This window comes from Amycolatopsis sp. NPDC004079, from assembly GCF_040610415.1.
Classification (GTDB): domain Bacteria; phylum Actinomycetota; class Actinomycetes; order Mycobacteriales; family Pseudonocardiaceae; genus Amycolatopsis; species Amycolatopsis halotolerans.
Map to the genome: position 1 here is coordinate 1 of NZ_JBEXMH010000062.1, position 17,310 is coordinate 17,310.

The 17,310-nt window shown below is 69.1% G+C and carries 20 protein-coding genes; 11 read left to right on the plus strand and 9 right to left on the minus strand.

Going from position 1 to position 17,310, the window contains the following annotated elements; all coding sequences use genetic code 11:
- Nucleotides 1-155: 155 nt before the first annotated feature.
- The 4 genes from ABZX37_RS39710 to ABZX37_RS39725 are packed head-to-tail and all read right to left on the minus strand — an operon-like array spanning nucleotide 156 to nucleotide 3,402.
- Nucleotides 156-1,070, minus strand: a complete 915-nt coding sequence (locus ABZX37_RS39710) for a haloalkane dehalogenase (protein ID WP_354748598.1) — start codon at nucleotides 1,068-1,070, stop codon at nucleotides 156-158.
- A gap of 37 nt (nucleotides 1,071-1,107) precedes the next feature.
- Nucleotides 1,108-1,560: a DUF350 domain-containing protein gene (locus ABZX37_RS39715; RefSeq protein WP_344281850.1), complete on the minus strand. Its 453-nt coding sequence runs from the start codon at nucleotides 1,558-1,560 to the stop codon at nucleotides 1,108-1,110.
- 54 nt (nucleotides 1,561-1,614) lie between these two features.
- Nucleotides 1,615-2,781, minus strand: a complete 1,167-nt coding sequence (locus ABZX37_RS39720) for a glutathionylspermidine synthase family protein (protein ID WP_354748600.1) — start codon at nucleotides 2,779-2,781, stop codon at nucleotides 1,615-1,617.
- On the minus strand, nucleotides 2,782-3,402 hold the full coding sequence (locus ABZX37_RS39725; RefSeq protein WP_354748602.1) for a hypothetical protein: 621 nt from the start codon (nucleotides 3,400-3,402) through the stop codon (nucleotides 2,782-2,784).
- 97 nt (nucleotides 3,403-3,499) lie between these two features.
- On the opposite strand from ABZX37_RS39725, the gene ABZX37_RS39730 reads away from it, so the two are divergent.
- The 4 genes from ABZX37_RS39730 to ABZX37_RS39745 all read left to right on the plus strand — a co-directional run bounded on the left by ABZX37_RS39730 (nucleotide 3,500) and on the right by ABZX37_RS39745 (nucleotide 6,745).
- Nucleotides 3,500-4,480: a septum formation family protein gene (locus tag ABZX37_RS39730; RefSeq protein WP_354748604.1), complete on the plus strand. Its 981-nt coding sequence runs from the start codon at nucleotides 3,500-3,502 to the stop codon at nucleotides 4,478-4,480.
- Nucleotides 4,481-4,483: 3 nt separating this feature from the next.
- Nucleotides 4,484-4,834, plus strand: a complete 351-nt coding sequence (locus ABZX37_RS39735) for a metallopeptidase family protein (RefSeq protein ID WP_354748606.1) — start codon at nucleotides 4,484-4,486, stop codon at nucleotides 4,832-4,834.
- Nucleotides 4,835-4,987: 153 nt separating this feature from the next.
- On the plus strand, nucleotides 4,988-6,229 hold the full coding sequence (locus ABZX37_RS39740) for an MFS transporter (protein WP_354748608.1): 1,242 nt from the start codon (nucleotides 4,988-4,990) through the stop codon (nucleotides 6,227-6,229).
- 57 nt (nucleotides 6,230-6,286) lie between these two features.
- Nucleotides 6,287-6,745: a hypothetical protein gene (locus ABZX37_RS39745; RefSeq protein ID WP_354748610.1), complete on the plus strand. Its 459-nt coding sequence runs from the start codon at nucleotides 6,287-6,289 to the stop codon at nucleotides 6,743-6,745.
- Nucleotides 6,746-6,773: 28 nt separating this feature from the next.
- Here the strand turns inward: ABZX37_RS39745 and ABZX37_RS39750 are convergent, their stop codons facing one another.
- The 3 genes from ABZX37_RS39750 to pheA form a co-directional block, all read right to left on the minus strand.
- Nucleotides 6,774-7,439: a DUF4232 domain-containing protein gene (locus ABZX37_RS39750; RefSeq protein ID WP_354748612.1), complete on the minus strand. Its 666-nt coding sequence runs from the start codon at nucleotides 7,437-7,439 to the stop codon at nucleotides 6,774-6,776.
- Nucleotides 7,440-7,589: 150 nt separating this feature from the next.
- On the minus strand, nucleotides 7,590-8,207 hold the full coding sequence (locus tag ABZX37_RS39755) for a histidine phosphatase family protein (RefSeq protein WP_354748614.1): 618 nt from the start codon (nucleotides 8,205-8,207) through the stop codon (nucleotides 7,590-7,592).
- Nucleotides 8,204-9,109, minus strand: a complete 906-nt coding sequence (gene pheA / locus ABZX37_RS39760; RefSeq protein WP_354748616.1) for a prephenate dehydratase — start codon at nucleotides 9,107-9,109, stop codon at nucleotides 8,204-8,206. The genes ABZX37_RS39755 and pheA overlap by 4 nt, the downstream gene beginning before the upstream one ends.
- Nucleotides 9,110-9,207: 98 nt before the next feature.
- Here pheA and ABZX37_RS39765 point away from each other — a divergent pair, with 98 nt between their 5' ends.
- The 4 genes from ABZX37_RS39765 (at nucleotide 9,208) to ABZX37_RS39780 (ending at nucleotide 12,800) form a co-directional block, all read left to right on the plus strand.
- Nucleotides 9,208-9,831: a macro domain-containing protein gene (locus ABZX37_RS39765; RefSeq protein ID WP_354748618.1), complete on the plus strand. Its 624-nt coding sequence runs from the start codon at nucleotides 9,208-9,210 to the stop codon at nucleotides 9,829-9,831.
- 133 nt (nucleotides 9,832-9,964) lie between these two features.
- On the plus strand, nucleotides 9,965-10,900 hold the full coding sequence (gene coaA, locus ABZX37_RS39770; protein ID WP_354748620.1) for a type I pantothenate kinase: 936 nt from the start codon (nucleotides 9,965-9,967) through the stop codon (nucleotides 10,898-10,900).
- Nucleotides 10,901-11,062: 162 nt separating this feature from the next.
- A complete protein-coding gene (locus tag ABZX37_RS39775; protein WP_344281886.1) occupies nucleotides 11,063-11,212 on the plus strand; it encodes a hypothetical protein in 150 nt (49 codons plus the stop codon).
- 34 nt (nucleotides 11,213-11,246) lie between these two features.
- On the plus strand, nucleotides 11,247-12,800 hold the full coding sequence (locus ABZX37_RS39780; RefSeq protein WP_354748622.1) for a hypothetical protein: 1,554 nt from the start codon (nucleotides 11,247-11,249) through the stop codon (nucleotides 12,798-12,800).
- Here ABZX37_RS39780 and ABZX37_RS39785 read toward each other — a convergent pair.
- Nucleotides 12,797-13,759: a hypothetical protein gene (locus ABZX37_RS39785; protein WP_354748623.1), complete on the minus strand. Its 963-nt coding sequence runs from the start codon at nucleotides 13,757-13,759 to the stop codon at nucleotides 12,797-12,799. The two genes, ABZX37_RS39780 and ABZX37_RS39785, sit on opposite strands and share 4 nt — an antisense overlap.
- A 108-nt stretch (nucleotides 13,760-13,867) precedes the next feature.
- On the opposite strand from ABZX37_RS39785, the gene ABZX37_RS39790 reads away from it, so the two are divergent.
- Nucleotides 13,868-14,188 (plus strand): nucleotide pyrophosphohydrolase, encoded by a 321-nt coding sequence (locus tag ABZX37_RS39790; RefSeq protein ID WP_354748625.1) that lies wholly within the window; start codon nucleotides 13,868-13,870, stop codon nucleotides 14,186-14,188.
- Here the strand turns inward: ABZX37_RS39790 and ABZX37_RS39795 are convergent.
- Nucleotides 14,177-15,595: a 3'-5' exonuclease gene (locus tag ABZX37_RS39795; RefSeq protein ID WP_354748627.1), complete on the minus strand. Its 1,419-nt coding sequence runs from the start codon at nucleotides 15,593-15,595 to the stop codon at nucleotides 14,177-14,179. The genes ABZX37_RS39790 and ABZX37_RS39795 overlap by 12 nt on opposite strands.
- Nucleotides 15,596-15,788: 193 nt before the next feature.
- Between ABZX37_RS39795 and ABZX37_RS39800 the strand changes: the two genes are divergently transcribed.
- The gene (locus ABZX37_RS39800) at nucleotides 15,789-16,622 is read left to right on the plus strand and encodes an excalibur calcium-binding domain-containing protein (RefSeq protein ID WP_354748629.1); all 834 of its coding nucleotides are present in this window, start codon (nucleotides 15,789-15,791) and stop codon (nucleotides 16,620-16,622) included.
- A 61-nt stretch (nucleotides 16,623-16,683) separates the two neighbouring features.
- Nucleotides 16,684-17,310, plus strand: coding sequence for a response regulator transcription factor (locus ABZX37_RS39805; protein WP_354748631.1), 627 nt, complete (start codon nucleotides 16,684-16,686; stop codon nucleotides 17,308-17,310).

A 17,310-nucleotide genomic window follows, 5' to 3' on the forward strand; every position in this document is an offset into this window, starting at 1 on the left:
CGGGGGGGGTGGGGGGATTTGTGGCGCCTAATGGCGCGTGCGGCTACCCCTGAGGGAATCAGAGTCCCTCAGGGTTCCCCTCACGGACCTCGGCATCGCGCGCCGAGAACCCCCGGCGCGCTACTGCGAAAACCTCATTGGCGAGCGAGGCGAGGTCAGCGGCGGACGAAGCGGGCCACGTGCTCGGCGAGCGTCTCCCCCGCGTCCTCCTGCACAAAGTGCCCGGCCCCGCCAATCGTCGGGTGGTCCAGACCGGCCGCCCCGCGCATCGACCGCTGCAAAATCGGCCCCATCGCCCCGGTGATCGGATCCCCGTCAGAGAACGCGCACAAGAACGGCACGTCCAGCTCAGTCAACGTCGCCCAAGCCGCCCGGTTAGCCTCCGACGCCGGATCATCCGGCCGAGTGGGAACCAACCCAGGCATGGCCCGAGGCCCAGCCTTGTACATCTCGTTCGGGAACGGCGCGTCATAAGCCGTCCGGACCTCTTCCGACAGCGGCGTCTGGCACCCAGCCTGCACACACCGCCCGACGTCGAGAATCTGCGCGCCCTCCACCGCCTCCCGGAACTTATGCCACACCGGCGGCATATCCACGTCCCCGGTAGGCAATCCGGTATTGGCCGCGACCACCCCGGCGAACCGCCCCGGATTCTCGGCTACCAGCCGCAACCCGATCAACCCGCCCCAGTCCTGTCCCACGACCGTGACGCCGTTCAGCCCCAGCACGTCGAACGAGAACCGGCGCATCCACTCCACGTGCCGCGCATAGGTGTGGTCGACGATCTCCGCGGGCTTGTCCGACCGCCCGAACCCGACCAGGTCCGGCGCGATCGCCCGCAGCCCGGCGTCGGCGAGCACCGGGAGCATCTTCCGGTAGAGGAACGACCAACTCGGCTCGCCGTGGAGCAGCAGAACCGGCGGCCCGTCGGCGGGTCCCGCCTCGACGTAGCCGACTCTGATCAGGCCGCCGTCCGGGTCGGACAGGTCGGTGTACTGAGGTTCGAACGCGAAGTCGGGCAGATCCGCAAACCGGTCTTCCGGCGTCCTGAGCAATCGCACGGTTCCCACGTTAGTGGGAACGGGACCGCGCGGCAGTGCGCGAACGCTACGAAATCGCTACCGCGACGACCAGTCCGAGCCCCAGGTGCGCCGCCGCGACGACGACGCTCGCCGGCGCGAACTTCTCGCTCTGGATCGTGGACCCGACATCGATCCGGGTCGCCCACTCCAGCAGTCGCACCGCCAGCACCTGCACGATGACCCCGATCAGGCCGTAGACCAGCGAGGTGATCAGCCCGGCGGTCAGGTCGCTCGCGGAGCTGTAGATCGCCACGACCACGATGAATGCCATCGACAGCAGCCCGGACGCGGTCACGATCACCGCGTTCGGCAGCCCGCGGGTGACGAGCTTCGACAGCTTGCCCGGCGTGGTGAAGTCGATCGCGTAGAAGCCGGCGAACATCAGCAGCAGGCCGACGATGCCGTACAGCAGGATCGCGCCGATGCCGCGCACGAGGTCGGAACCGAACGTTGCGGGCAGCGCGAGCGTCGTGGACACGGAGTCTCCCTGGATGGCCGAGTCAGCTCAGCAAATCGGACATCCAGGGTTTTATCACGACTCCGGAATCCGGTGCGGGACAAACGCCGCACCGTCGTCGGTGACAAGCCCGCTGGTCTCGCGGATCCCGAGCCCCGCCGACTGGTCGCCGACGATCCACGCGCCGAGCGCGGGCCGGTATCCGTCGAACTCCGGCAGCGGGTCGAACGCCTGGTAGACGTAGCCTTCCGCGCCGTAGACGCCGTCGGTCTGCGTCTCGTACCCGGTGGCCACGATCTGCACGTTCGCGCCCTCGCGGCCGAGCTTCGGCTTGCGCACGTACTCGGTGAGCAGGCCGGGGTCGTCAGCGAACGCGGGCAGCAGGTTCGGGTGCCCAGGATAGTTCTCCCACAGCACCGCGAGCAGCGTCTTGTTCGACAGCAGCATCTTCCACAGCGGTTCGACCCACAGCGTGCGCGGCATGGTCTCGATCGCGAACTTGCCGAACTCCTCGTCGACGACCCATTCCCACGGGTACAGCTTCACCACCGTGGACATCTGCGCCTCGGCGAGGTCGACGAACCGCTTGAGCACCGGGTCCCAGCCGATCTCCTCGATCGCGAGCCCGACCGTGTCGAGCCCGGCCTCGGCGGCGGTCTCCTGCAGGTACGCCGTGGTCACGTGGTCCTCGCCGCTCGGGTCGGCCGCGGACCAGGTGAAGTGCAGTTCGTTCGACGGCAGCTTGCCGCCGATCTCCGCCCAGCGCTCCACCAGCTTCTCGTGGATGGAGTTCCACTGGTCGTCTTCCGGGAAGACGTCGGTCTTCCAGTGCCACTGCAGCAGCGACGCCTCCAGCAGCGTGGTCGGCGTGTCCGCGTTGTACTCCAGCAGCTTGGCGGGCGATTTGCCGTCGTAGCGCAGGTCGAAGCGGCCGTAGACGTGCGGGTCCTGGCGCTTCCACGACTCCGCGATGTGCGGCCACACCCACTCCGGGATGCCGAAGCGCTGGTACTGCTCGGTGGTCACGACGTTGTCGACGGCCTCCAGGCACATCGAGTGCAGCAGTTCGACGTCCGCCTCGAGCGAGAGCACCTCGTCCATGTCGAAGACGTAGTGCACCGACTCGTCCCAGTACGGCCGCGGCTTGCCGGTGCCGTCGCGTGCCGGGGTGCCGTAGACCAGGCCCTGCTCTTCGACGATCCGCTGCCAGTCGCGGCGCGGTTCCCGCCGGTCCCGATACACCTACGAGCCTCCGCTCTTGCCGGTCCCGCCGGTGCCTCCGGAGGTGCCGCTCTTGCCGCTGATGCCGAACCCGCCGCGCTGGACGCTGGTGCCCGACTTGGTCGAAACGTTGGTGTTGCCCGACGGCGCGGTGTAGCTGCCGCCGGCCACGTGCTGGCCGATGCTCCCGGTGCCGCCGTAGTTGTAGCGGTACTGGGTGAACCCGCCGCCAGGAATCGGGATGAACCAGAACCCGCCGCTGTAGTGACCGCCGTGGGTCTGGGCGTAGTTGTCAGTGCAGTAGTCGTCGTTCTGGATGACCCCGTCGGTCGTGACGCAGGACGCGGTGACCTCGGCGGGCTTCGCGATCGTGTAGAACGTCGCGACCAGCCCGACGAGACCGACAGTGACCCCGCTGCCGATCAGGATCTTGCGTTTCGTGGCCGCCTTCGCGTCCGCCGTCTCCCGCGCCGCGAGGGCTTCCTGCCGTTCGCGTTCCTGGTCGGCGATGGCCTGTTTGCGGGCCCGTTGTTCGGCCACCGAGGGCTGCCGCGGCTGCGTGCTCGCGTCCTGGAAACGCATCGAGCCCGGCTTCTTCTGCTCCTCGGTCGGCTGCGCGCCGCTGTTGTCGTCTTGCGTCATGTGCGCTCCGTAATCCCCCAGCACTGCAAACCCCGCGTTCCACCCTAATCGACCCGGCACACGCGCGGTTCATGCGGCGCGGGCATCATGGGTATCGATGTCTCAACGCTCGGAGCGGTTCCCTTCGCGTATGCAGACCCTGACCACCCGCGTGGTGATGGCCGGGGTGTTCTTCGGCGCGGTCATCGCGCTGGCCTTGAGCGTCGCCTTCTCCTGGACCGACACGCTCGCCGGCGGCGCCGGCGGCGGAGAGGGCAAGCTCAGCGAGGCCGCCCAGCAGGCGTTCCACTCGCCGCCGGGCACCTGCCTGACCTGGAACGCCAAGGACGCCTCGGACGCGCACGCGGTCCCGTGCGCCCAGCCGCACCTGTTCGAGGTCACCACCGTGGTCGACATCGGCGCGAAGTTCCCGCAGCAGGCTCCGTTCCCGAGCCTCGACCAGTGGCAGGACATCGCGCAGCAGCAGTGCAACAGCGACGTGCGGCCGTACCTCGGGCACCCGCTCGACCCGTACGGCAAGCTCACCACCAACCTGCTGCGGCCCACGTCGGCGCAGTGGTCCGGCGGCGACCGCCAGCTGCGCTGCGGCCTGCAGTTCGCCGGTCCGGGCGGCGGCCTGCAGCCCACCACCGGCGCGGCGAAGACCCAGGACCAGTCGATGGTGTGGGCCCCGGGCACCTGCCTCGCGCTGGCCGGCAAGGGCGTCGGCGACCCGGTCGATTGCGGCAAGCCGCACTCCTACGAGATGATCGCGACCCTCGACCTGGCCTCGCACTTCAAGGACGGCTACCCGAAGCTGGACGACCAGAAGTCCTGGCTCGACACCGAGTGCAACAAGGCCGCGAAGGACTACACCGGCAGCTCCGATCTCTCCTCGAAGAAGCTCACGCTGGGCTGGGACTCGCGCGAGCAGGAGAGCTGGGACGCCGGGTCCACCAAGGTCAACTGCAAGGTCGCGGCCACGCTGCAGGACGGCAGCGGGTTCCAAGCGGTCACCGGCAGCGTGAAGAGCGGGTCCTCCGGGTCGTCTGGCCAGCAGCAGAGCCCGCCGCCGAGTTCCGGTTCCGGCGGGAACTGAGCAGTGCCCGTCGAGATGAGCCAGGCCCGGTTCGAGGAACTCGTGGCCGACGCGCTCGACCAGGTGCCCGCGCAGTTCGCCGCGGCCATGGACAACGTCGTGGTGCTGGTCGAGGAGTTCAACGAGGAAGCCCCGGACATCCTCGGGCTCTACCACGGCATCGCGCTCACCGAGCGCACCAGCCACTACAGCGGCGCACTGCCGGACCGGATCTCGATCTACCGGGAGCCGATCCTCGACATCTGCGACACCGAGGACGACGTCGTCGAGGAAGTCCTGATCACCGTCATGCACGAACTCGGCCACCACTTCGGCATCGACGACGAGCGGCTGCACGAACTCGGCTGGGGCTGATTCCGGCGGAACCCCGCCAGCCCGTTGCTCTTCTCTGCTCAACAACGCGGCGCCACCACGGAAAACACCGAAGGTCACCAAAGCGTCACAGAACGCGGCTGATCTCTTTAGACTGTCCTGATCAGGCAGTTTCCGGTTTTCGTGAGGTGGTTTGTGTCGCATCGGACGACGGACGGCCGGCTGCGCTGGCTGCTCGCTTCGAGCGGCACGTCGAACCTCGCCGACGGCATCGCCAAGGTCGCCTTCCCGCTCCTGGCCACCACGCTGACCCGCGATCCGGTGGAGATCGCCGCGCTGTCGGCGGTGCAGTTCCTGCCGTGGCTGCTGTTCGCGATCCCGGCGGGCACGCTCGTCGACCGGATCGACCGCAAGAAGGCGATGCTCGCCGCGAACGCGGTGCGCGCGCTGGTGGTCGCCGGGGTCACCGCGCTGCTCGCGTTCGGGTCGGTGGAGATCTGGACGATTTACGTGGCGTCGCTGCTCGTGGGCATCGCGGAGACGGTCGCGGAGAGCGCGGCGAACGTGCTGCCGCCCGCGCTGGTCGAGGCGGACCGGCTGGAGAGTGCCAACAGCAAGCTGCAGGCCTGCGAAATCGTCGGCCAGACGTTCCTCGGCGGCCCGGTCGGCAGCGCCACCTTCGCGATGTTCGCGGTCTTCCCGTTCCTGCTCTCCTCGGTCGGGTTCGCGGTCGGTGCCGCGGTGCTGCTGGGCATGGCGGGCAGCTACCAGCCGAGGCAGGAGACCAAGTCGCACATCCGGGCGGACTTCGCGGACGGCTTCCGCTGGCTGCGGCGGCATTCGCTGCTGCTGCGGCTGCTCGCGATCGCCGGTCTGCTCAGCTTGATCAGCGAACTGGCCCAGGCGCAGCTGGTGCTGTACGCGCTGGAAGACCTGCATTTGTCCGACGCCACCTTCGGTGCTTTCGCCTTCGTCGGCGGTGCCGGTGGCCTGCTCGGAGCCGGGCTGACGCCGCGACTGGTCCGGCGCGTCGGACGGCGGACGGTCCTGGTCGGCGGGGTGTTGTTCTGCGCGCTCGGCTTCGGCGGCATGGGACTGGTGCGCCAGCCGGTGGTGTCCGCGGTGCTGTTCGGCGTCTTCGCGGCGGCCGTGGTGGCGGTGAACGTCGTGCTCGCGACCGCACGCCACACGCTCGTGCCGGGCGAACTCCTCGGCCGCGTGCTCGGGGTCTGGCGGACGGTCGTCTGGGGCGCGATTCCGCTCGGCGCGCTGCTCGGCGGGCTGCTCACGAAGCTGCTCGGTTCGGCGGGCGACACCTTCACCGCTTCCGGCGTCCTGCTGCTGTTCGTGACCGCCTATGCACTGTTCGCGCTGCGCGGCCGCCCGCTCGATGACAAAACGGCCTCGACCGGGGACGGAGCCCGTTCGCAGCAGTGATCCGGCGCGGTTTTGGTGCTGAAATAGCACCTCACCCCGGCCGCCCGGAGGTACGTGATGACTGCGCTCGACACTCCGCCGCTGCCGGACGACGACCGCGACACCGACCTTGAGTCGCCGCCTCCTGCCACACGCCGTCCGCTCGTCCTGGCCGCCGTCGCCGGGTTCGTGCTCGGCACCTGCGTGGTCGGACTGCTGTGGGGCCTGTCCGGCCAGCGCGCCGGAGCGAATGTCGACGCCGCGGCCGCGTGTGCCGCGTTCGCTCGCGCTGGGCACATCCCGGACACCACCGGGGGCGCCGACGCGGCGCAGTTCACCCGGATGTCCGACGATTCGGTGCACCGCGTCACCGGCGCGATGGAGCTGGCCAAGGCGGCGGCGACCTTCGACGGCAACTACCAGCCGCTGGCCAAAAGCCTCGACGCGGTGAACAAGATGGTGCTCAGCAGCCGCTTCGACAACCGCGACCAGCAGGCCGCCGTCGTCCAGGTGGAACAACTCTGCGCGCGGGGCTGACCCCCGCGCGCAGAGCTAGGTGCGCTGGTCAGGCCTTGTGCACGGTCTTCACGCCGAGCTGCTTGCCCGGGATCTTCGTGCCCGCGCAGCCGGTGCCCTCGAGCGGCACGAACTTCGACGCCGTCTCCTGCGGGAGGTACACGCGCAGGCCCTTGACCGGAGTCGGCTTGCAGACGCTGGGGTCGAAGTTGAGCGCCTGCGCGAACTGCAGGTCCGCCGCGGCGGACTGGCCCGGAGCCAGCTTCACCGGCGCGCCCTTGGCGCCGTCGCGCTCGGCGGGCTGCCCGATCTGGGCCCCGTTTTCCCCGCCGACATAGGACACGCCGGGGAAGCCCTGGATCGTGCACGGCTGGCCGCTGGTGTTCTTGATCAGCAGCGGCCGGTACTCCGAACCCGCGCCCGCGTCGCCGCCGCCCAGCGACAGGGAAACGTCGCCCGCCTTGCACAGGCCGTTGTCGGCGGGCGGCTTCTCGGCCGGTGCCGTGCCGCCGCTCGGCGCGGACGACGCGGAAGAAGGAGCGGACGACGCGGCGGACGAAGCCGACGACATCGGACTGCTCGACGGGGTGTCCGAACTCGCCGGGCCGCTCGCGGCGGGAGCGCCCTGGCCGCACGCGGAAAGCAGCAGCGCCCCCGACGCGCCCACTGCGGACAGGAAGACCAGGGAAAACCACGGTTTCTTCGTGTTTGCCATCTCACTCGCCTCGCTGTACTGGTGAACGCCGAACTGGGTGGAACCTCTTCCGGAGGACGTGCCATGTCCGGACGGGGTTGCTCCGCATCCGGTGAGTTCCCCACCGGATGCGGCTTCACTCAGCGTTTCCCCGAGCGAGTGATCAACCACTCACGAAAGGCGGGTGTCCACCCACCGCACGCACTCCCATCCGTGGTCGCGGGCTTCCAGCTCGACGAACTTCGTATTCGGGATCAACGCCTCGTTCGCCAGCTCGGCGGGCACGTTGGCGGCCAGCCATTCCCCGGCGAGCCGGATCGCACCGCCGTGGCTGACGAGCACGACCACTCCGTCCGGCGAAGTTTCCTCGTGCTTGGCCCGCAGCTCGCTGGCCGCGCCGAGCATCCGGTCGCGCACCTGCGTGCCGGTCTCGCCGCCGGGGATCGAGACGTCCAATTCGCCCACTGTCCACGCCTTCACCACGCGCAGGTAGACGCCGATCGAGTCCATGTCGGTGTTGCCCTCGAGATCGCCGGCGTCGACCTCCTTGACGCCCTCGATCACCTGCACGTCGAACCCGAACGCCTCGGCCAGCGGCGCCGCGGTCTGCTGCGCCCGCACCGCTTCCGACGCGTACACCGCGACGATCGGCTCGGATTTCAGCTCCGCGGCGAGCGCCGCGGCCTGCTCCCGGCCGAGTTCGGTGAGCGGCGGACCGGGCAGCGCGGTGTCCAGCGCGCGGCGGACATTGCCTTCGGTCTGTCCATGCCGGACCAGCAGCAACCTCATGCGCCCTCTCCCTTCAAAACCGCGTCGACCCACGCCTGCGCGTCGAGGAAATCCTGGTTCCCCGCGCCGTCCTCGATCGTGGCCGCGACCTCGTCCGCCCTCGGGTACGAACCGAGGAAGCGCAGGTGAGAGCGTCGGCGCAGGGCGGTCATCGCGTCGATGATCCGCGGTTCGGCGACGTGGCCCTCGAAGTCGATGAAGAACCGGTACTCGCCGAAGTTGTTGCGGGTCGGCCGGGCGTCGATCCGGGTCAGGTTGATCCCGCGGCCGGCCAGTTCGACCAGCAGATCGGACAGCGTCCCGGTGCGGTTGACCGCGGCCGCGACGATCGACGTGCGGTCGGCTCCGGTGGGCGCGGGCAGTTCGCCGGGGCGGCGCACCATCAGGAACCGGGTCTGCGCGTCGCGGACGTCGGCGACGCCGGTCGCCAGCTCCTCCAGCGGGTAGTGCTCGATCGCGACCGGCGCGGACACCGCCGCGTCGAAATCGCCCTCGACCACGCCGACCGCCGCCGCCGCGGTGGACGACGAGGCGACCGGGGTGGCGTCCGGCAGGTTCGCCTCCAGCCATTCGCGCACCTGGGCAAGCGCGTGCGGGTGGCTCGCCACAGTGCGGATTCCGCCGCCGCCCGGCCGTTTCAGCACGCTGAAGTGGATGGGCAGGATCGTCTCGGCCGTGGCGACGAGCGGGTCCCCGTCGCTGAGCCCGTCGAGCGTCGCAGGGACCACGCCCTCGACGGAGTTCTCGATCGGCACGCACGCGGCGTCCGCGGCGCCGTCGCGGACGGCCTGGAGCGCCAGCCGGACAGTCTCGTAGGGGGTCAGGTCCTCGCCCGGCGCGAGCGCGCGGGCGGCCTGCTCGGTGAACGTGCCCTGAGGGCCGAAATACGCGATCCGCAACACGGGAGTCAGGCTAGCGACCGCGCGCGTGGCGCTTTTCACTCGGACAGCCGGTGGCTAAACCGGTTACGCCGGGTGGCGTTTTTTGCCATGCTGGAACGGTGACCGCCGACTCAGGCACACACGCCGGGCACGGGGAAGCCGTTTCGCCGGATCCTCCCCGAACGCCGGAATTGGTGCTGTGCGCCGTCGATGAACCGCTGGCCGCGGCGTGGAGCTCCGCCGTGGCGGACGTCGTCGGCTCCGTCCGGGTGCACCGCGGTTCGGTGCTCGACATCCCCGCGCAGGCGGTGGTCAGCCCGGCCAACTCCTACGGCTGGATGCGCGGCGGGATCGACGCGGTCTACGCGCGGGCGTTCCCCGGCATCGAGCAGAGCGTGCGCAGCGCGGTTTTGGCTTCTTACGGCGGTGAGCTGCCGATCGGCGAGTCGGTGATCGTCCCGACCGGCGAGTCCGAACCGGCGTGGCTGATCAGCGCGCCGACCATGCGCGAGCCCGGCGAACGGCTGCCCGCCGACACCGTCCACCCGTACCTCGCGGCGCGCGCGGTGTTCCTGCAATGGCAGCGCGGGCAGCTGGATTCCGGCTCGGTCGCCTCGGCCGTGCGGACGATCGCGATGCCCGGTCTCGGCACCGGCGTCGGCGGCGTGGCCCCGGCCACGTGCGCCCGTCAGGTCGCCGCGGCGTGGCAGGAAGTATTCGGGGCCAACGGTCACCTTCGGTGATCGAATACCTCTCGGCTCAGGGGTGCGTGCATCACATCACAGCGCGTTCACGCGCGGTAAGCCCTACCGTTGATACGGCGTTACGGAAGTAGCGCAGACGGAGCCAGCGCAGGCGACGGCCGAGGAGTGTGCGATGCCCACACGGGTCCGTGAACTCAGCCCTTATGTAGAGCTGCACCGGGAACAGTGGCGGGAGCTGCGCAGCTCCACTCCGCTGCCGCTGACCGCGGACGAGCTGGTCCGGCTCCGCGGGCTCGGGGAACAGATCGATCTCGCCGAGGTCGCCGACGTGTACCTGCCGCTTTCGCGGCTGATCAACCTCCAGGTGAAGGCCCGGCAGCAGCTGTACGAGGCCACCACGACGTTCCTCGGCGAGGACTGCCGCAACACCAAAGCGCCGTTCGTGATCGGCGTCGCGGGCAGTGTCGCGGTCGGAAAGTCGACCACCGCCCGGATCCTGCGCACCCTGCTCGCCCGCTGGCCCGACCACCCCCGCGTCGACCTCGTGACGACCGACGGGTTCCTCTACCCGCGCGACGAGCTGACCCGGCGCGGGATCATGCACCGCAAGGGTTTCCCGGAAAGCTACGACCGGCGCGCGCTGCTGCGGTTCGTCACCGAGGTGAAGTCCGGGGCCGAGCGGGTGTCCGCGCCGGTGTACTCGCACCTCGCCTACGACATCCTCCCGGACCAGGAACAGGTCGTGGAGCGGCCGGACATCCTCATCATCGAGGGATTGAACGTCCTGCAGCCCGGACCGAGCCTGACCGTTTCGGACTTGTTCGACTTCTCGATTTACGTCGACGCGCACATCGACGACATCGAGCATTGGTACGTCGAGCGATTCCTGAAGCTGCGGCACACCGCGTTCGCCGACCCGGCGTCGCACTTCCACCACTTCGCCGGTTTGGACGACGACGAGGCCCGCGAAGAAGCGCGGCACCTCTGGCGCACCATCAACGAACCGAACCTGATGGAAAACATCAAGCCGACCCGTCCACGTGCGACTCTCGTGCTCCGCAAGGACGCCGACCACGCCATCAACCGTGTTCGACTGCGGAAACTCTGACTGTCACCCACACGCGTCCCACCGGTCTCCTTCTGCACAAGCGCCGGGCAATTGACCGATCGGCCAGCGTCTTCGTAACCACTTGGCCGATACCAGCGCACCGGTCCGCAAGCGACCCTGAAAGCAGCAGGATGTCGCACTTGACCTGCGAAGGAGGCCACGATGTTGACTATCGTCCTGACCTGGGTCGGCGCGGTATTGGGATTGACGCTGCTGGTCGCGATGGCCGCGGGGGCGTTCGTCGTCGACTTCGACGACGCGCTGCGCGAACGGCGTCTCAAGGCACGCGGCACGGCGGAGCCGACCAGCTGAGGCCTGAGCTTCGGGTCCAGGCAAGATGTGCGGCATGAGTCCGGTGAGCCGCGCGCGCAAGAAGAGTTCCCTACCCACCGCCCCCAGCGTCAACGGTCTGTTCAAGGACGTGCTGCGGGACTTCTCCGCGGTCGCGGCCGAGCCCGGTCCGTTCGACATCGACCTGCTCGGTTCCGAGGTCGTCGGGCAGTGGCGGGACGTCGTCGTGGAGGACGAACCGGAAAGCCAGCTCGGACTCGAGCTGATCGCGTTCGCACAGCGCAAGATCACGCCCGGCGCGGCGGCGCTGCTGGCCGCGCTGAAGGTGCTGGCCGAGTCCGAAGAGGAGCGTGCGGCGGCGGCCGAGGCGCTCGGCGTCGTGCTCGGCCGCGGCATCCCGGAGCCGGAGTGGGCCGCCGAGGTCGGGCAGGTCAGCGTCGGCGAATGCTGGCGCACCGGGGACGTTTACGGCGACGAGTCTTCGCTGCTGTGCGTCTTCTCCCGAGGCGACCACTCGCTCGGCCTGCTCGCGCTGCTGGACTTCACCGAGGGCGGCCGGGTGCGCGACCTGGTGGTCATCGAGGAGCCGCACGAGGTGCTCGCCGAAATGCACTCGCAGGTCGAGGAAGACGGCGAACTGGTCGTACTGGAAAAGATCGAACCCGCCGACGCGCACCGGCTGCTGGTTTCCGGGATCGCCGCCACGGACGCCCTGGACGAGCCGGACGTCGGCGAGGACTACACGCGATTCCACGCCATCGCGCTGACCTGGGCGCGTTCGCTGCCGGAACCCACTGAGGTTCCGCCGGTCGCCGAGTGGAGTGCTGAGCAGCGCGAGGGAGCCGTCACCCAGTTCCTCGCCGACACGAACCTGCCGGACGCCGACGCCGCCCGCGAAATCGCCAACCTGCTGGTGGACCACGGCTGCCGGGTGGAACAGGCGAACCCGCTGCGCGTCGGTCCGGAGAAGCTGGCCCGGTTCCTTGAATCCCTGCTGGACGGCGAATACGAGCTGGAAGACGAGGACGCCGTCGCGCCGGTCGTGCTGTCCTGGGCCGGCTGGGCCGCCGCTCGCGCCGGACTGTCCGAAATCGCCACCGCGGCCCTGCTGGAAGAAGTCACCGAATACCTCGGCGAGTACCTCTCGGACGACGACGAGGAAGAAGACTTCAGCGACTACCTCGACGGCACTGAGTCCGCCGAGGAAGCCCTGGAAGTGGTGGCACGCCGCCGTTTCGCAGTGCCCGAACTGTCCACAGTGATCGGTGACGAGGAACTGACCGACTTGGACCCGGGGGACCCGGAACAGCGCCGCCTGCTGGTGATCGGCGCGCACCCGGAGTACCACGAGTCGCTGGCCGCGGAAGAATTCGACGGTGCCGACGGTCTGCGTCTCGCGCTTGAGACGTCCATTGTGGACCAGCTGTGGGACGACGAACCCGCCGAAGTGTGGACCGCCGCGCAGAACCTGCTGCAGCGGGACCTTTCCCGTACCGAGGTCCTCGACCGCTTGGTGACTGTCCTAGAAGGACAGTTGACCGAAACCGAGGAAGAAGACCAGCTGGACTACGACCTCGACGCCTACCGCGCCGCCTTGGCCGAAATCTAGCCCTTCGGAAGCGCGATCCGGGCCGCCCGGATCTCCGCGAGCAATCGGGTTTTACGGCGGTGGACGTTCACCAGCTCGGCGACGTAGCCGGTGAACTCCTCCGCCGTGCCCGCTTGTTTGTGCAAGGTGCGCAGTTTTTTGAGGCACTGTGCTGCTTCCCGGTACGCGGCTGCTTCTTTTTGCGCGATCAGCTGCTCGATTCGCTCGCGGTACTCGGGGATGGAGTCTTCTTTTTGCGGGGCCGCTGCCTGCTGTGGTGCTTCTTTCCGCTGTGGCTTCTCTGCCTGCTGTGGCTTCTCCGCCGGTAGCTTCTCTGCGCGCAGCCGCACCTCCGCCCGCGGCTTCTCGGCCGGTAGCCGCCCCTCCGCCAGTCGCCGCGTCCCTGCCCGCTGCGGAGTCAGCACCCGCGCCGCGTAAGCGATCGCCTCGCTGTGCCGCCCGGCCGCCCGCAACACCCGGACAATCTTGAGACTGACGTCCACCCGAGGCGGCTTGGCAGCGAGAATGGCGACGAGCCCGTCCACGTCCCCGCTGGCCTCCGCGATCTCCTCCTGCAGTCGCTGCGCGATCTCGACCTTTTCGGGCTGCTTGACGCGCAAGACTTCGTCCACAATGGACTTCATCCGCGCGAGCCCGGCCTCCCCGAGCGCCGCCGCGAAATCAGCCACCGCGACCGCCCGCCCGCTGAACGCCGCCTCGAGCACCCAGTCCGCGAGCTGCCCCGCCTCCGGCGGCCGAGCCGCACAAGCCCGCGCGTACAACGCGACAGCCTGGTCAAGCCGCTCCTCGAGGTCCGCCGCGAGGTCGCCGTGCTGCTCGAGCATGCCCACGATGTCGTCCACCGCCCGCCGCGCGAGCGGCGCGAGATCAGCGCGGCTGCCGGAGTCGAGCAGCCGCCGCACAGTATCGAGAACCGCACCGATTTTGGCGGTGTACTCGACCGGGTCGGGGACGCTCACGCGAACAGTCTGCCGTATGGCCCGTAACCGGCGTGTGGGCCAACGGCGTACTCTTTTCGGCCCAACCCGTACACCCCAGGTGAGCACTGCGCGTGATAGTCAGGTCCAGTGACCCTAGACGACCTGACCCAGCGCCTCCGCGACTTCGCCGCCGCCCGCGACTGGGAACCGTTCCACACCCCGAAAAACCTGACGATGGCCCTGTCCGGCGAAGCGGGCGAGCTGATCGCCCTGTTCCAGTGGCTGACGCCGGAGGAAGCCGCGAACTGGCGCGCGGACCCGACCCAGGAGTTCAACGTCCAAGACGAAATCGCCGACGTAATGCTGTACCTGGTCCGGCTCGCGGATGTGCTGGGAATCGACCTGCTGGAGGCAGCGAACGCGAAGGTGGACCGAAACGAGAAGAGGTTCCCTCCGCTAGCCCGGTGACCCGGCCGCGGTCCGCTTCGTCTCGTCGAGGTACCAGCCGCCGACCAGCGCACCGACCGCGAAGACGGCCAGAAAGATCCCCGGCCCCAGCCCGGCGCCGCCGAACATCGCGGCGACCGTGAGGACCATCAGGACGAACCCGATTCCGATCAGCACCCGCCCGACCAGCCGGCCACTGCCTGACGGTGCCTTCTGGTGCTTCGGCTGCGGGACCGGGGCGCTCTCGAAGCCCAACAGCACCGGAGCCTCGTCCAGCCGCGCGACGTGCGCGCCGAGTTCGAGCGCGCGGGAAAGCCGCGGTTCGGACTCGCGCACTCCCGAGTCGTACACCAGGTGCGTGACCGAGCCCGTCAGGTTCTTCGCCAGCTGGAGCCCCTCCGACAGCACCCGTGCCCGCAATTGGTCCGCGTCCGCCGTCGCGCCGAGCACGAGGACCCTCGTCGGTTTGTGCCCGGCGGCGGTGACCTTGAGGTCCACCACCACTTCCAGCGCCCCGAGCGCCTCCGCGACCTGGCGCAGTTCGCGGTACTCGGCGGAGGTGACCACGCCATCGGATTCCGCGACCTGGCGCAGCTCAGCGACGAAACCAGCATGCACCCGCCGGACCTCCGCTGCGGGCATCCCAGCCTCAGCCGCGAGGCCAGCGAGCGCGGAGACCTCCTCGTCGGTCAGGAATTGGTCGCCGACCGCTTCGGCGAGCAGATCGAGGTAAGCCTGCGCGACCGGTCCGCCGTCTCCCGCGGAAACCCGGTCCACCGCCTCGGCCATCCAGCCCTTCTCCGCACCGTCGACCGACCGGCGCAGGGCCGCCGCCCCAGCCGCGTATCGCGGCAGTTCCGGAAAACGCAGTGGTCGCGCCAGCCGCAACCCATGCGTCCCGACGAGAGCGATCATCGCCTGCGCGCACGCCCGGGCGGCCGGCTCGGCGAGGTAACCAGGGAAGTCCTCGATGCCGAAGGCGCGGGCGACGGTGGCGAGCCGGTAGTTGGGCAACGGCAACGTCGCCCGCGCGGTGTCCTTGAGCGAGATCCCCGGCAGCGGCGGCAGCCGGACGCCTAACTGGCTGATCTCCGCGAGGAGGCCATACACCGAGGACAGGTCGTGGGCCACGACAACGGCGCCTCGGCACAGATCGAACAACCGGCTGAGGATGTCGCCGAAAGCTGGTGCACCAGCCAGTTCCGCCGCGGTGATGCGATGCGGATTGCCCCGGTCCGGGTCGGCGGCGACGACCGTCGCGAACTCGCCGAGGAAGATTCCGTCCCCACGGAACCGGATCGCCGCGATCTCCAGGACGCGACCGGCGTGCAGCCCGGTCGTCTTCACCTCGATCGCGGTGAATTCCGTGCCGCTCGCGGGCACCTGCCCGGTCGGGGACAGGGACAGTCGTTCGATCAGCTCGGCCATCGTGGATGCGCTTTCTCCTGGACGGTTCCCATAGCCATCGCGGGGAAGTCGCAAACCGTCACAGTCGCTGCGGAAAAACCTTGTTTTGTGACTGATCCGTGACTTCTTCCTTTCCCGGAAGACCTGGCGCGTAACGCTGACCGCCGCTTTTGCGAAGTCCATTCGGCACCCGCCTCAGGAAGAGGATTTTCGAATGCATCCCACGCCCGCGCCGCCGTCGCGCCCCAAGCTGAAATTCCCGACCTGGCTGACGGTCGTCCTCAGCGTCTTCGCGGTTCTCTTCATTCTGGGCGCGGTGTTCGGAAAGCCCGCGCCGACGCCTGAACCGGTTGCCGCGCCGGTCGCTCCGCCCCCGACGACCGCGGTGACCACCTCATCCTCTCCGGCACCGGTGACGTACACCGTGGACAAAATCACCGACGCCGCCAACCTCGACCTGGCCGGTTCGGACGGAAGCCATCGCACCGTGCGCATCCTCGGCCTCGAAGTGGCGACCGGCAACAACTGCTACGCCGCGGAAACCGTTACTTGGGCCAATAACAAGCTCGCCGGTGCGGCAGTAAAGATCACCACGGACACTACTGACGGCGTCTCACTCGCATTGACCGACGGCACCGACTACGCGACCGCGACCCTTTCGGCCGGGTACGCCCGGCTGTCGGGGAACGTCGTCTCCGACTCTTTGCGCAACGCGGCAAACACGGCCCAGCAAGCGGCGGCTGGATTGTGGGCGGAACCCTGCAAGGGCATGATCACCGCGCCGACGCCGGTGCCTCCTGCGCCGACTCAGACGCCGACTCCGAAGAAGGACACGCCCGCGCCGCCACCAGCCCCGCGCGTGTCCGAGCAAGCCGCCCCGCCGCCTCCCCCGGTCGAGGACCAGCCGGAACCCGAACAGCCGAGCGCTGCGTACTACAAGAACTGCGCGGCCGCGAAAGCCGCTGGGGTCGCTCCGCTTCACCGCGGCGACCCGGGCTATCGCCCCGCGCTGGACCGCGACGGCGACGGAATCGCCTGCGAGCGGTAACTCCTGGTGTCGTGCGGCACCACCGGCAGACGAACCGCCCCACAGCCCGTAACCTGGACATATGCCGATTCAGGTGCTGCTGGTAGACGACCACGAGCTCGTCCGGCGGGGCCTGCGCGACCTGCTCAGCGACGAGGCCGACCTGGAGGTGGTCGCCGAGGCCGGGAGCGTCGAGGAGGCGCTCGCGGTGGCCATGCACGTCGAGCCGGATGTCGCGGTCGTGGATGTTCGTCTTGGTGACGGCGACGGCATCACGCTCTGCCGCGAGCTGCGATCCAAGCCCACTCCGCCGGCCTGTCTCATGCTCACCGCGTTCGACGACGAGGAAGCCATGGTCGGCGCGATCATGGCGGGCGCTTCGGGTTATCTGCTCAAGCAGGTTCGCGGCCAGGACGTGGTGAACGCGGTCCGCGAGGTCGCCGCCGGGCGGTCGCTGCTCGACCCGGTCAGCACCGCCCGCGTGCTCGACAAGCTGCGCCATCCGCCGACCGACGAGCTGGCCGCTCTCACCGATCGCGAGCGGGACGTGCTGGAGCTGATCGGGCAGGGGCTGTCGAACCGCGAGATCGCCGAACGTCTCTTCCTCGCCGAAAAGACGGTGAAGAACTACGTGACGTCCGTGCTCGCGAAGCTCGGCATGCAGCGCCGCACCCAGGCCGCGGCGTGGATTGCCCGGCGCGGCAAGTGA

Excerpts from the sequence above, each read along its gene's own strand:
- ABZX37_RS39805 (WP_354748631.1), top strand. The coding sequence starts at position 16,684 with ATGCCGATTCAGGTGCTGCTGGTAGACGACCACGAGCTCGTCCGGCGG.
- ABZX37_RS39745 (WP_354748610.1), top strand. The coding sequence starts at position 6,287 with ATGACTGCGCTCGACACTCCGCCGCTGCCGGACGACGACCGCGACACC.
- ABZX37_RS39775 (WP_344281886.1), top strand. The coding sequence starts at position 11,063 with ATGTTGACTATCGTCCTGACCTGGGTCGGCGCGGTATTGGGATTGACG.
- ABZX37_RS39725 (WP_354748602.1), bottom strand. The coding sequence starts at position 3,402 with ATGACGCAAGACGACAACAGCGGCGCGCAGCCGACCGAGGAGCAGAAG.
- ABZX37_RS39800 (WP_354748629.1), top strand. The coding sequence starts at position 15,789 with ATGCATCCCACGCCCGCGCCGCCGTCGCGCCCCAAGCTGAAATTCCCG.
- ABZX37_RS39730 (WP_354748604.1), top strand. The coding sequence starts at position 3,500 with ATGTCTCAACGCTCGGAGCGGTTCCCTTCGCGTATGCAGACCCTGACC.
- ABZX37_RS39795 (WP_354748627.1), bottom strand. The coding sequence starts at position 15,595 with ATGGCCGAGCTGATCGAACGACTGTCCCTGTCCCCGACCGGGCAGGTG.
- ABZX37_RS39750 (WP_354748612.1), bottom strand. The coding sequence starts at position 7,439 with ATGGCAAACACGAAGAAACCGTGGTTTTCCCTGGTCTTCCTGTCCGCA.
- ABZX37_RS39780 (WP_354748622.1), top strand. The coding sequence starts at position 11,247 with ATGAGTCCGGTGAGCCGCGCGCGCAAGAAGAGTTCCCTACCCACCGCC.
- ABZX37_RS39755 (WP_354748614.1), bottom strand. The coding sequence starts at position 8,207 with ATGAGGTTGCTGCTGGTCCGGCATGGACAGACCGAAGGCAATGTCCGC.
- coaA (WP_354748620.1), top strand. The coding sequence starts at position 9,965 with ATGCCCACACGGGTCCGTGAACTCAGCCCTTATGTAGAGCTGCACCGG.